This is a genomic window from Rhodococcus sp. LB1 (assembly GCF_001583455.1).
GTDB classification, from domain to species: Bacteria; Actinomycetota; Actinomycetes; order Mycobacteriales; family Mycobacteriaceae; genus Rhodococcus_F; species Rhodococcus_F opacus.
Genome location: NZ_LTCZ01000405.1, coordinates 79,963 through 92,862 on the forward strand (window position 1 = coordinate 79,963; position 12,900 = coordinate 92,862).

Here is a 12,900-nt window from a genome sequence, read left to right on the forward strand (position 1 = left end):
CAATCCCGTGTCACCGGACACCTGGCCGAAGCCGTGGAGAAAACCGTTGCCGCCCATCACGGTTGCCTCCGTGCCACTGCCACGGTCGATCCCGAACCCATCGTCGAACTGACCGCCGCGGAGGACCTCCGGCGGGCCGCCGAACAGGCGCACACCGCACGCCGGGAGGAATCCGCCCTCGTCGCCCGCACCAAGAGCCGCTACGAGGCGGTCGCAGCGCTCAAAGCCCAGGGCAAGGGAATCAAACCGATCCAGCGTGAGCTCGGACTCGCCAAGGAAACCGTGCGACGGTACTACCGCGCCGATAGCGTCGACGAACTGCTGGCCACACCGCGGGCGGGCCGGCGCACCGTGTTGGACGAGTTCACCGAGCACCTGCACGCGCGATGGAACGACGGATGCACGACGGCACTCACCCTCTACGACGAGATTCGGGCCTTGGGCTATTGCGGCAGCTACGCCACCGTCCGCGACTACCTTCGTCCATTCCGTCAGATCGGTGCCGCGCCACCGGCCACACCGAAGATCCCGAAAGTTCGGAACATCTCCTCGTGGATGCTGCACCATCCCCACAACCTCACCGACGACGAGCAACTCGGACTCAAACAAGTCCTCGCCAGTTGCTCCCACCTCGAGACCACCGAAGCGCACGTCACCGCGTTTGCCGAGATGCTGACCGGCCGCCACGGCGACCGTCTGGCCTCCTGGATGGCAGCCGTCGCGTCGGACGATCTGCCACACCTGCAACGATTCGTTCCGCGGAATCGAACGCGACCACGCCGCCGTCCTCCACGGGCTGACCCTGCCCCACAACTCCGGCGCTGTCGAGGGCAACGTAAATAGAATCAAAATGCTCAAGCGGCAGATGTACGGACGCGCCGGATTCGACCTCCTCCGCAAACGAATACTACTCAGCCACTGACACACTCAGGAACCATCACGGAAAGTGGGCCAGAACCACTTCAGACTGCCAGAGCCAATCGCCCTACACGCGATCAAAGCCGGCGAGGACAACTCGTCTCCACGAGCATTGAGACGGTAACTTGTCGAGAAGGGCGGCCGGGACTACTGGCCGGACACTCACAACCCCGCTCCGCCGAGTCTGGCGCCGACACCCGGACCGACCCTCGGCTCGACGTCAATTTCCCCCACGCCCACCTGCCATGGGAACCACCGCAGAGAACTTCGGCAGGGCCAAGGGGCAGCCCGCGAGGACATGCGCTTCGGCGTCCCCTCGCAGAACGGCGGCCAGGGATATCTAGGGAACGCCCGCTTCTCGAACGAGATCTCGCCCGTCACGCTGCCCGACAACACGCTCGTCGACACCGAAGACATACCCGCCAGCGTTACATCCGTCGTCGAGCCGGTCTTCCAGCCCAGCGGCCTCGTCACGCCGACTGTGCGTCTCGCTCGACGCAACGCATCTGCTGACCGCTCGGGGTCCCGACGAGCTCAGTGCACAGAACCCGTGCTTGAGATTCTGCAGCGAGGACTGGCTCTAAAAGCAGCAAATCCGGATCCTTCGCGTCGCGGCCCTGGGCTTGGAGGTCATCGCTTGCAGCGAGCCCAATCCTCGGGACGCCACAGGTATTCCCGAAGGCGACTCCATGGGGGCTAGGGAGCCGGATTCGAGCCCGAGCGCCATTTCGTCAACACAACCGGACTAGCTGCGGGCCAATGCCTTTCAAGCCTGATCCAGCCCCCCACTGGCCGCGGCGGAACCACATAGCTGATCAACGATCTGCTGACCATCGGTGGGATCGCCGGCGCCTCGCCAACCCACGTGTCCGTCCGGACGGACGATGACGACGGACGCTCCGACCAGCGGTTTGCTCTCCGGCGCCAAGTTGACGACGTCGATCGGAACACCTCGACGGCGGAATGCTGCAAGCAAGCCGTCGGTCCGACACCTTTGAATCCGCAGGAGCGTGAAGCCTTGCCCAAGGCAGTCATGGATGGAGACCCGCGGTTTGACCCAGAAGTGGGGCAGTCGCCGACCCGGCCTCGCAATTGGCTGATAAATATGAGGATCGGGGTCGACACGAGGTGAGCCGTCGTCGACCACAATGGGGGATCCCGCATAGTCGTCGCCCAGATAGAGACCGTTACCGTCGAAGTGCTTCATATGGCGAGGAATTCCGCGCTGAATTGTAGCGCGAGCCTCAACCTTATCGGCGTCGCCCGCATACAGTTCGCGCGCAGCGAGCATCGTCTGTTTCATCAACTCACGATTCTCGGTGGACTCTCTCGCATTCCGAATCGCAACCGGCCTTCGCTCCACTGTGTAGCTGGCCATCAGGCCGGCTCCACCCCAACCGTCCAGCACAGCCTGCAGTTTCCAAGCCAAGTTGACGACATCACCAACTCCGGTATTCAGCCCGAGCCCACCAGTCGGCGACATAAGATGGGCGGCGTCGCCCGCGAGCAGGACACGCCCGAGGCCATAGGTATCTGCAGTCAGTTCTCGCGGGATCCAGTGCCAGTGACTCAAGATCTCAATCTCGATGTCCGCGCCTACCGCGTTGAGGACAGCAGCAGCTGGGTCGAAATCGGCGTATGTCTCATGCGGCATGAGGTGCCGCGAATGGACCCAGGTCTCGCTGCCGTCGATCGCCACGAACGAGCCAGTCGCGCCCTCGGCAAAGGTCCAGAAGAGGAAGGCCGGTGTTTTGCCGGCTGCCCGGAGCAAATCTGGTGCGCGAAAAAATATGCTCACCGACTCGCCAACCTTGCCAACACCACTGAGAGCGACACCCAAAGACTTTCGAACCAGGCTCCGGCCGCCGTCGCAACCCACCACGAACCGGGCAGTCAGGTCCTGCCGAGTTCCATCAGCTCGCTGCACGGTGACAGCGACATGGCCGTCGCGTTCCTCTACCGCAACCACCGAGGTCGCGGCATAAGCGCTAACCGACGAGTGGGAGGTAGCAAAGGCATGCAAAAGGGGTTCGAGAGCGTTCTGCCCGATGATCGTCTTAGCGTACGGGGACCAGCCGAGAGCCGGATAGCGTCGTTCCAGCTCAAGAGTTACATCTCCCATATCTCCGATTGTCGGGAAACGAAAGCGGCCGAATTCCTCGCCAACCAGTCGATCGGTGAATGCCACGTCAAGTGGATACTCAGGTGGCAACGCGTGGGCCATCACCGTCTGATCGATCCCCCAGGACCGGAAATGCTCCATGGTACGAGGCGAGATCACAGTCGACCGTGGGTGGACGTGGAGGCCGTTCTTCGCCTCTACTAGGCAGACCTCGACACTTCTTCGTCCCAGCTCTCCGGCGAGCGAAAGGCCCACTGGACCGCCCCCAACTATAAGGACATCGAAATCGGTCTCAGCCGCCGTCTCTGGCGAAGCCTCATTCATGACCGGACCTCCTATATATCGGCTAGGACTTTCAAGATCTGCACCAGAGTCCGGCCACACCATCGTCTGCCAAGCAGGACTTAGTATCCGCCCTACAGGATTTGGCGTCAACCTTGGCGGCACTCCCCACACACCGGGTCCTCATGTCCCCACTCGTCGACGCGCGCAGCATCGATGGCTGAGCCCACATCTCGCGAATTGAACCTCGTCGCCATGGGAGTACCACGAAGCCGCATCGACCGACCCTCTACCGCGGCTAACTCGCACCGCGTGGACGCAGCGAAAGGCCCACTTTGGGACGGATCAGCCCGTCCTGTGGATACAGAACACCCGCGCGAAGGACCATTTCGGCAAGGTCGACGACAGCGGATTCCACGCAACCGCCCGAGATGCTGCCCACTACGTCACCGGTCACCGACACCGCCATCGCCGCGCCCGGGCCTCGGGGCGCACTCGAAAATGTACGGACCACCGTCGCGAGGGCGAAGGGCACGTCGTCGTCGTGCCAACGGACCAATTGTTCGACAATCTCGCGCACGCCGGAACTCCTGTCACCTGATCAATTCAGACTCGACGCGCGTTCAACCGGCCTCGACCTGTGTCGTCGCATCATCGCACTTTTGGCCTGGATGCAAGTCGATGTGTCTTCTATACAGAAGATGGTTCTGGAGCAGCTCGGTCAAGCACTGCCGGGACGCGGCCTCGAGTCGCGGCACTGCTGCTATCGTCCTACATAGAGGACAATCGGGCTCAACGCGGCCAGGTCGAGTCTCCAAGGAGGACAAGTGGCCAATGAGGTCTCGCAGTGAGTGTCAGGCCTCGGCGCAGGCGCCTGGACGGAACGGTCGCGGATCGCCGAGAAGCTGGCCACCGTCGACCGACATGATCTCGCCGGTGATCCACCGTGCCGCATCCGAGGCCAGGAACGCGACCGCCGACGCGACGTCGTCGGGCTCACCGAGCCGGGTGAGCGCGATCATATTTGTACGCTCCTGCTCATGGTCCTTCCACAGCGCCTCAGCGAGCTTGGTACGCACGACTCCGGGTGCGACGGCATTGACACGTACTCGTGGCGACAGTTCGAGCGCCAACTGTTTGGTGAGATGGATCAGCGCGGCCTTGGTCGCGTTGTAGATCCCGATGTTCTCCTCGAAGCCGATGCCACCCAGTGACGCTGTATTGACCACTGCGCCACCGTTTTCCAGCATCCACGCCTTGGCCGCCAAAGACGTCCATAGCACGGGCGCCCACAGGTTGACGTCGAAGGTCTTGGCGAACCGCGCATGATCCTGGTCGATCACCTGACCGAATGCAGGGTTCGTTCCTGCATTGTTCACGAGTACGTCGATGCTGCCAAAGCAGTCCAGAGTCAGCTCGATGCACAGTCGGGCGGCTTCTTCGTCGACCGCATGTGCACCGACACCCACTGCGGCAGAACCCAATCGGTTTGCCGCCGCGTCCGCGGACTCCTGAGATCGTGAGGTCACCACGACGTTGCCACCACCGGAGACGATCGCCTCGGCGACTGCGAATCCGATGCCACGCGAGGCGCCGGTGACGATCGCAGTGCGACCTGTGAAATCGAATACGGTCATTTGGTCGCCTTGTACTTGCCGAGTTCGCGTCGAGCGATCGTCCGATTGTGCACCTCGTCAGGGCCGTCGGCGAGACGCAGTGTGCGCACGTGCGCCCAGGCCCGAGCGAGAAAGAAATCGTCGGTGACGCCGCCCGCGCCGTGCACCTGGACAGCGCGGTCGATGATTTTCAAGGCGATGGTCGGTGCCGCGACCTTGATCGCTGCGATTTCGGTCGCGGCCTCCTTATTGCCGACCGTGTCCATGAGGTACGCCGCCTTGAGGGTGAGCAGGCGGATCATCTCGATATCGATGCGCGCTTGGGCAATCCAGTCCTGGATGTTCGCGTTGTCGGCGATCCGCGTGCCGAACGCGGTCCGCGACAGGGCGCGCGTGCACAGCAGTTCCAGAGCGCGCTCGGTGAGGCCGATGGTGCGCATGCAGTGGTGAATGCGTCCGGGGCCGAGACGGGCTTGGGCGATCGCGAACCCCTCCCCCACACCCTTAAGGACGTCCTTAGCGGGGACGCGCACGTCCGTGAACTGGATCTCGGCGTGCCCTTCACGATCTTCGTAGCCGTACACCGAGAGGCCGCGAAGGATCGATAGGCCGGGGGCATCGATCGGGACGACCATCATCGACTGCTGACGGTGCCGCTCGGCATCCGGATCGGTCTTACCCATCACAATGAGCACCTTGCAGTTCTTGTGCAACGCGTTGGTGGCGAACCACTTTCGTCCATTGAGGACGAACTCTTCACCGTCGGGCATCATCGACAACTCGATGTTCGTGGCGTCGGAACTGGCGACGCGCGGCTCGGTCATCGCAAACGCGGACGCCATCGTCCCGCCGAGCAACGGCTTCAGGTACATCTCCTGGTGCTCGTCACTCCCGAAAAGGGTTAGCACCTCGATGTTGCCGGTGTCAGGCGCGTTGCAGTTGAACACCTCCGGAGCGAACTCACAGCGGCCCATGATCTCCGCGAGCGGCGCGTACTCCAGGTTGGTCAGCCCAGGGCCCCATTCGGGATGCGGGTGAAAGAGGTTCCACAGGCCGGCAGCGCGTGCCTTGTCCTTCAGCGCCTCGAGAATCGGCGGCTGGTAGTGCGGATCGCCGGAATCACGTATCTGCTGCTCGTATACCGATTCGGCCGGATACACGTAGGCATCCATGAAGTCGAGCAGGTCGCGCCGATACTTCGTGGCGCGTTCGGAGGTGTCGAAGAAGGCCATGAGTTGTCGCCTTGTCGTCGTCGGGTAGTGGTCTGGATTTGCTCGCGTGAGGCTTCGCCCATGACTTCACGCTGGTAGCGGCGCATGCCGCGCACCCAGCGTTCGTAGTCATTTGCCTTGTTGCGGAACTTGAGCGTGTTGGGGTGCGGCGCGATCACGACCTGCTCCGCGTCGATCGCAGCAATGGTGTGCGCGGCGACATCGGCCGGCTCCATGATGTCGTCGGCCGACGTCACTGCCCGCGTCGCGGCGGCGACAAGTGGATCTTCGAAGTCCATCCATGACGTGACCATCTTTATGTTCACGCCCGTCGGACATAGGCAACTGATACCGATGCCGCGGTCGCTGTAGGTGACGCTGCGCCATTCCGCGAAGCCGACAGCCGCGCTTGGTGGCCGAGTAAGTCGTCGAGCCGATCTGAGTGAGCAGGCCCGCCGCCGAGGCGGTGCTGACGGAGTAGCCCTCTCCCCGCTCGAGCCTTTGTGGATCGAGTTGCTGCGCGGCGCGAGTGTGCGCTCGCAGGTTCACATCGAGCGACCAATCCCAATCCGCGTCCGACACGTCAAGGCCCACGGAGCCCCCCGAGTCCCGCGTTGGCGAAGAGGTCGACTGGCCCGAAGTTGTTTTCCGCCAATGCGATCAGTCGTTGGATCTCGTCGGTGTCCGACACGTCAGCACCGGCGCCGACCGCGGTTCCCGGGTACTCCGCGACCATAGCGGCCGTCACCGCGTCCGCCGCCGATCCGTCCAGGTCGGCGACGACGACGCGTGCACCTTTCGCGACCAGACGTTGGGCAAGCGCAGCGCCGATACCTGCTCTACCGCCGGTGACGATGCCGACCTTTTCCGCAACCTTCATCGCGCACTCCGCTCGACCGCAAACGTCACGGACGCGATGTTTGTCAGAATCATAATCGAAGATGATGTCACATTCTGTTATTAAGTTCCAGCTAGGATGGCGGTTCATGGCAACGACAACGCAGACCTCCGACGATCCGGCGCGCGATGCGCTACGTCGTGCTGCGCGGACCCTGTTCGAGCGTCACGGGTATGCCGACACCCACATCGATGCCATCGCTCGCGAGGCCGGTGTGTCGATCTCAACGTTCTATTCACGGTGCGGATCGAAGGATCAGATGTGGCGTTATGCGATGGGCACCGAGCCGCCCGATTCGGCAAGTTCGGACCAGCCGGTGACCGGACGGGCACGCCGCACTCGCAGAGCGTTGATCGACGCCGCAGCGGCCATCATCGAGCGCGATGGATTCCACGCGACGCGCATCAGCGACATCGCCGAGCGTGCAGGCGTCGCGATCGGCTCTTTCTACAGCTACTTCCCATCCAAGCAGGCCGTGTTCACTGCCGTCATCGAAGATTCGCTGGACAGGGTCGACCGGCAGCCACCTCGCAGCGATACAACTGCAACCGCGGATTTGACACCCGAGCAGCGACGTGCGCATGCGATCAAGCAGGTCGAAGGCGCGGTCGAACGCTATCTCGACCGATTCGCCGACCAGAGCGCGACGCTGTTCGCGCGACTCGACGAAGCACTCGGCAGCCACCCGGAACTGGTCGAATTGCGTCGCGCCGCACACGCTCGATCTGCCGACGTCATTGCAGCAAGCCTGTGCCGCTGGCAGAGTGCCGGGTTGGTCGACGCCGATCTCGACCCTGACCACACAGCTGACGCTCTTGCCGCTATGGTCGGCCACTCCACGAGAGTGTGGATGGTTCTGGGTCGACCCCACGACCGCACGAAAGCGCTGGAAACATTGACCCGTTTGTGGATTCGCGGAATCGGCTTAGACAGGTAACACGCACACCAGGTCCGCGAATCGGAACCCGGTCCGGGAGATTGATGAAGGAACTTCTTCGACCGATGGTGCACATCGGTCGCCATCGCGCTGAGGGCATCGTCAACTTGGCTGTGCGGGTGACCCCTGGGAGGATGGGCGACCGTGACCAGCGCAGATTCGTCGTACAAGGGCTTCCGCTACCCTAAGAAGATCATCAGCCACGCCGTGTGGCTGTATCACCGCTTCGCGTTTGAGCCTGCGTGACGTGCAGGAACTGATGTTCGAACGCGGCGTCGTGGTCTCGCACGAGACGATCCGGCAGTGGTGCGCGAAGTTCGGCCAATCCTACGCCAATGAGCTGCGGCGCCGCAGGCCCCGCCCTGGCGCAAGTGGCACTTCGATGAAGTGTTCATCCCGATCAACGGCGAGCGGATGTACTTGTGGCGCGCGGTCGACCAGGACGGTGTGGTGCTCGACATCCTCGTCCAGTCGCGTCGAAACGCCAAGGCTGCCAAGCAGTTCTTCCGTAAGCTGCTCAAGGGTCTTCGGTACGTCCTGAGTTGGCTCATTTCGTTAGTGCGTGAACTCAGGGCTCCACAATCCGGTCGAGCAGGGCCTGCGTGTTGGCCTCGACGTCGGGTGGGAACGTGTGGCGAGTCCCATTGATCGCGATGGTCGCCGACCGTAGTGGCTTCAGCAGTTTCACGACCTTCCCGATCGCGAATCCGCTACGTTCCTGCACCACCCGCGAGACCGCCAACGCCGTGAACACCACGGTCAGGTGCGCCTCGATCGCATCACGGGTCCGGTGGAAGATCGGCCGCGCCCGCAGATCCGTCTTCGACATCCGAAACGACTGCTCCACATGCCACAACACGTGATACTTCCCGATGACCTCACCCGGATCCATCACCGACACAGGAAGCTTCGTCACATAGCCCTTCAAGCCCACGAGCATCCGCGCCCGCTTCAGCGAGGCCGTATCCAGCCGTCGGCCCTTCGCGGTCGCCTTGACGAACCGTGTCGACTTCGGGACGGTGTCACCGTCGACCACAGCACGAGCCCGCGTCTCCTGCGCGTTCAGGGTCTTCTCGTCACGAGCCGCCCGACTGCGCGAGTACTGCCACACCGCCCGCCACGCATTCGGATGCTCCGCCTGATTCCAGACGGGTTCGGCGCGTTTACGGGTGTTGTTCACCACCGAGCGACCATGCCGCGGCGTGATCGTGTCGATGATCTGCCCACCTTTGAAAACTGTACCGTTCCAATGGAAATGCGAACAGAGATCACCGGGCGCCTTCGTCACCCGTGACCCGACGATGAACTTCAGGCCCGCCCGATCCAACGCCGCCAGATTCGACGCCGACAGCATCCCGGCGTCGGCGGCCACGACCATCTCGACGCCCTCGAGGTCGTGGCGGGCCTGGAACTGGCGCACGATCGGCACAATCGTGTGGGTTTCAGCGGCGTAGCCTTCGTAGCATCCGATTTCGAGGGGGAAGCCGGTGCGGTCGACGAGCAACCCCACCACGATCTGCGGGTCGACCCGACGTTCCTTCGAGTACCCGACTTTGCGCAGGTCATCCTCTTTTTCGGCTTCGAAGTACAAGGTTTATGCCGACGTTACGGTTATGCCGATGTCCGGGAACGTGGCGCAGGTCAGCGGGTAGTTTTCCGCGGCTGTCGTCGGCATATTCATAACGCTGCGAGCCAGGTGAGAATGTCGGCTTCGGGCTGATAGGTCCCGGGTGGAATGTTCGCGGGCCGGGTGCGGTCGAGTGCTGATTGCTTGATGGTCATGTCCGCGTGAATGTAGACGTCGGTGGACTGAGTTCGTTGGTGTCCGAGCCACAGCGCGATGACAGAGATGTCGACGCCCGCGGCGAGCAGATTCATCGCGGCGGTGTGTCGCAGGGTGTGCATGGTGAGGTGCTTGTCGGCCAGACTCGCGCACGTCGCTGCAGCGGTGGCGGCGTGGAAAGCGAGGCGGTGCTCCAGGGCGTCTCGCGAGAGCCGCTGTCCCCGCGGTCCGCAGAACAGGGCGCTGCCGGGCCGAGATCGGCGTTCGGTCAGGTAGGTGGTCATGACCGCGGTTGTGGTCGAGGTCAGCGGGGTTGCCCTTGTGCGGCGGCCTTTCCCGGTGCAGGAGACGCTCGCAGCGACACCGAGGTGGAGGTCGGTGTAGGTCAGCGAGCACAGTTCGCTGATTCGCAGACCGGTCTGGATTGCCAAAACGAGCAGCGCATGGTCGCGGCGACCGGTCCATCTGGTGCGATCGGGCGCGGCGATCAAGGCATCGGTTTCCTCGGCGGTGAGGAACTCGAGTATCGGTGTGAGGTGCCGTTTGGGCGGGATCGCGAGCACGCGGGAAATCGTTGCGGCATGGTCGAGTTGGTGTGGAAGTGCGTGGGAGAGTATGGCCCGGATCGCGCTGAGCCGCGCGTTTCGGGTGGCGACACTGTTGCCGCGTTCTTGTTCGAGGTGGTCGAGGAATGCGGTGACGTTCACAGCATCGATCTGGTCGAAATCGAGGTCTTCAACCCTGGTGGCGGTCCTGTCGGTGAGGAACGTCAGGAGCATCCGCCAGGTGTCCCGATATGCGGCGATGGTGTGTTCGGACAAGTCTCGTTGGGTTCGGGCGAAGGTGGAGAAGTAGGTTTGAAGTTCTCCGGTGAGCGTGGTCATGTCGATGGCCCTTCGGGTTCGAGGCGTCCTGCTGCAGCGGCGAGCAGTTGGGGGACCGCACTGAGATACCAGTAGGTGTGTTCCGGGCCGGTGTGCCCGAGCCAGGTGGACAGCAGTGTCAGGGTGCGGGTGGGATCGGCGCCACGGGTGTAGGCAGCGATCATGTGCCGGGTCGCGAAAGTATGCCGCAGGTCCTGCAGCCGGGGCCTACGGTGTCCGACGGGTGTCAGTTCGAGGGTGTCGACGAGCGAGGCGAAGTGCTGTTCGATCGTTTCGACGACGAAGCCGCCGCCGCGGTTGTTCACGAAGATCGGTCCGCTCGGTGACGGGCCGGTCGCTAGCCGTGCAGGCGAATTCACGTACTCGACCAGCGTGCCGGTGGTGGTCGGATCCAGCGGCACGAGCCGGTCGAGCGGAGTTTTCGTGCCGTGAACGGTCAGCAGATGCTCGGCGACGTCGATGTTGGGGATGGTCAGCCGAAGCGCCTCACCGATTCGTAGTCCGGTTGCGACGAGCAGCCCGATGATCGTGCGCATCGTCGCTGCCACTCTCGGGTTCGGGAAGAAGGCCGGGCACGCGCCGAGCAGCCTATCCAGGTCCTCTTGGGAGTAGATGAACGGGTTCCGTCTGGTCGTTCCGGTGGGCAGCAATGCTGCGGGAATGACCGGGATATCCGCGTCGGACGCGTTCAGCCAGGCAGCGAACGGGCGCACGGCGGTCAGTCGCTGCGACCACCACACCGGTGCTGCGTCGGGGCGGTCACGGGCCCATGCCACCGCGTCATCGATGGTGAACGTATCGGACTTGCCACGGGTTTCGAGCCAACCGCAGAACTGACGCAGCAGGTATTCGGTCGTCTTCAGTGCAAATCCCAGCCCTCGACGCTGGGTCAGGTAGACGTCGAGATCGTCGCGCAGGCTCATCGTGGCACCTGCCCGAACGGCACCGTCAGGGTCCGCAACGATGTCAGGTCGGTCCTGGCGTATGTCTGGGTGCTTGCCGCGCTGCGGTGCCCGAGAAGTTCCTGGGCCTCGATCAGGTTCCCGCCGCCGGCGATGACGTTCATCGCTGCGGTGTGCCGCAGTCGGTGTGCGTGGACGGCACCCATACCGGCTGCCTCGCCGCGATGCTTGACGATGTCGGAGATCCCCGCGCTGGACAACGCGCGGATCGGGGGACGGACCCGCACGAACAGCGCCCGGTCGCACGCGTTCGTTGGCCGCACTGCGAGCCAGGTGACCAGCGCCCGGCCCACGTCGACAGGTAGCGGCAGGGTCAACCGCCGTGGCCCTTTGCCCACCACGCTCAGCCTCCCTGCGGACCAGTCGATGTCGTCCAGGCACAGGTGTGCGGTCTCCCCGGCTCGCAGTCCGAGCCGCCACAACAGTGTGATCACGGCTCGATCACGGACACCGGCAACCGATTTCGGGTGACACGCGGCGAGCAGGGCCTCGACCTGGGTCGGCGACAACGCGCGAGGCAGCGTCACTCGTGTGGCACGGGTCCGCAGGATCCCGCCCGTCAGATCGTGTGTCACCCGGCCGGTTGCCAGTGCCCACCGCATCAGCGATCGTGTCGCGTCGACGATCAGCGTGCACGAAGCCGACGAGAGTCCGGCCGAGCGGGCCACGATGGACGTGTTGAGTGTCGCGACGTCGCAGGTGCTCCAGTCGATACGGTCATCGGTCGGGCACAGCGAGTCGACCAGTTCGGCCATCCAGATTCGTCGATGCCGGATACAGCCGGCACCGATTCCACCGACCTCACGCTGCCATCGTGCCCACTGATCGAGCTCACGATCCGCGGCTGTGCTGATCGGTGGTGCGGGCTTGTTGACCGGTCGACGAACTTGTCTGCGCGCCAGTTCGATACCGGGTAGATATCCGGTCTCGGTCAGGAACCGGCGTAGCGGCGGCATCCGTGTGGCGACGAGTGTATGGCCTGGCACTGTCCGGCCGTATGTGGCTTCGAACGATTCGAGGACAGCGACCGTCAGGGCTTGTAACGCGATGTCGTGATCGTCCATCCACGCGCTCAGTCCGCGCGTCACTCCCAGGATCTGCGGAACCATCGACCTGGCGTATCGTTCTGTTGCGAGCCACGCCGACAGCTGCTCCATCACCGCCCCAGCCAGCGGTCCACGAGCCGTCGCGGGCATCACCGTTTTCATGAGAACCACCTCCGAATAGACGACTACTCGAAGGCTTGCACCTGCTCGTTATGCCGACAACAGCCGCGGAAAACTACCC

8 protein-coding genes and 5 pseudogenes are annotated in these 12,900 nt (G+C 63.4%); 4 read left to right on the top strand and 9 right to left on the bottom strand.

Annotation, left to right across the window (positions count from 1 at the left end; translation table 11 throughout):
• Positions 1 to 843 (top strand): annotated as a pseudogene (locus AZG88_RS53155) (hypothetical protein); the annotation flags it as partial.
• An 841-nt stretch (positions 844 to 1,684) separates the two neighbouring features.
• Here AZG88_RS53155 and AZG88_RS40000 read toward each other — a convergent pair.
• From AZG88_RS40000 to AZG88_RS51070, 5 genes and pseudogenes are all read right to left on the bottom strand, one after another.
• Positions 1,685 to 3,427, bottom strand: a complete 1,743-nt coding sequence (locus tag AZG88_RS40000) for an FAD-dependent monooxygenase (protein ID WP_082833597.1) — start codon at positions 3,425 to 3,427, stop codon at positions 1,685 to 1,687.
• Positions 3,428 to 3,620: 193 nt separating this feature from the next.
• The gene (locus AZG88_RS40005) at positions 3,621 to 3,902 is read right to left on the bottom strand and encodes an XdhC family protein (protein ID WP_061700835.1); all 282 of its coding nucleotides are present in this window, start codon (positions 3,900 to 3,902) and stop codon (positions 3,621 to 3,623) included.
• Positions 3,903 to 4,176: 274 nt separating this feature from the next.
• Positions 4,177 to 4,959 (bottom strand): SDR family oxidoreductase, encoded by a 783-nt coding sequence (locus tag AZG88_RS40010; RefSeq protein WP_061700837.1) that lies wholly within the window; start codon positions 4,957 to 4,959, stop codon positions 4,177 to 4,179.
• Positions 4,956 to 6,170 carry an acyl-CoA dehydrogenase family protein gene (locus AZG88_RS40015; RefSeq protein ID WP_061700839.1) on the bottom strand — a complete coding sequence of 405 codons (1,215 nt, stop codon included), beginning with the start codon at positions 6,168 to 6,170 and terminating at the stop codon, positions 4,956 to 4,958. Before AZG88_RS40015 ends, AZG88_RS40010 begins: the two co-directional genes overlap by 4 nt.
• A gap of 47 nt (positions 6,171 to 6,217) precedes the next feature.
• A pseudogene (locus tag AZG88_RS51070) lies at positions 6,218 to 7,029 on the bottom strand (SDR family oxidoreductase); the annotation flags it as partial.
• A gap of 106 nt (positions 7,030 to 7,135) precedes the next feature.
• Between AZG88_RS51070 and AZG88_RS55885 the strand changes: the two are divergent.
• The 3 genes and pseudogenes from AZG88_RS55885 to AZG88_RS52265 form a co-directional block, all read left to right on the top strand.
• A pseudogene (locus AZG88_RS55885) lies at positions 7,136 to 7,297 on the top strand (TetR/AcrR family transcriptional regulator); the annotation flags it as partial.
• 99 nt (positions 7,298 to 7,396) lie between these two features.
• Positions 7,397 to 7,984: a TetR/AcrR family transcriptional regulator gene (locus tag AZG88_RS40025; RefSeq protein ID WP_231914366.1), complete on the top strand. Its 588-nt coding sequence runs from the start codon at positions 7,397 to 7,399 to the stop codon at positions 7,982 to 7,984.
• Positions 7,985 to 8,128: 144 nt separating this feature from the next.
• Positions 8,129 to 8,521, top strand: a pseudogene (locus AZG88_RS52265) (IS6 family transposase); the annotation flags it as partial.
• Between the two features lie 31 nt (positions 8,522 to 8,552).
• Here AZG88_RS52265 and AZG88_RS40035 read toward each other — a convergent pair.
• The 4 genes and pseudogenes from AZG88_RS40035 to AZG88_RS40050 all read right to left on the bottom strand — a co-directional run.
• A pseudogene (locus tag AZG88_RS40035) lies at positions 8,553 to 9,578 on the bottom strand (IS1634 family transposase); the annotation flags it as partial.
• An 83-nt stretch (positions 9,579 to 9,661) separates the two neighbouring features.
• Complete coding sequence (locus AZG88_RS40040) at positions 9,662 to 10,651, bottom strand: tyrosine-type recombinase/integrase (protein ID WP_061700843.1); 990 nt, start codon at positions 10,649 to 10,651, stop codon at positions 9,662 to 9,664.
• Positions 10,648 to 11,574: a tyrosine-type recombinase/integrase gene (locus tag AZG88_RS40045; protein WP_061700845.1), complete on the bottom strand. Its 927-nt coding sequence runs from the start codon at positions 11,572 to 11,574 to the stop codon at positions 10,648 to 10,650. Before AZG88_RS40045 ends, AZG88_RS40040 begins: the two co-directional genes overlap by 4 nt.
• Positions 11,571 to 12,821 (bottom strand): tyrosine-type recombinase/integrase, encoded by a 1,251-nt coding sequence (locus tag AZG88_RS40050; RefSeq protein WP_063886939.1) that lies wholly within the window; start codon positions 12,819 to 12,821, stop codon positions 11,571 to 11,573. The genes AZG88_RS40045 and AZG88_RS40050 overlap by 4 nt, the downstream gene beginning before the upstream one ends.
• Positions 12,822 to 12,900 lie beyond the last annotated feature (79 nt).

Coding starts and splice junctions, on each gene's coding strand:
- AZG88_RS40010 (WP_061700837.1), bottom strand. CDS start 4,959: ATGACCGTATTCGATTTCACAGGTCGCACTGCGATCGTCACCGGCGCC.
- AZG88_RS40040 (WP_061700843.1), bottom strand. CDS start 10,651: ATGACCACGCTCACCGGAGAACTTCAAACCTACTTCTCCACCTTCGCC.
- AZG88_RS40015 (WP_061700839.1), bottom strand. CDS start 6,170: ATGGCCTTCTTCGACACCTCCGAACGCGCCACGAAGTATCGGCGCGAC.
- AZG88_RS40045 (WP_061700845.1), bottom strand. CDS start 11,574: ATGAGCCTGCGCGACGATCTCGACGTCTACCTGACCCAGCGTCGAGGG.
- AZG88_RS40050 (WP_063886939.1), bottom strand. CDS start 12,821: ATGAAAACGGTGATGCCCGCGACGGCTCGTGGACCGCTGGCTGGGGCG.
- AZG88_RS40000 (WP_082833597.1), bottom strand. CDS start 3,427: ATGGTGTGGCCGGACTCTGGTGCAGATCTTGAAAGTCCTAGCCGATAT.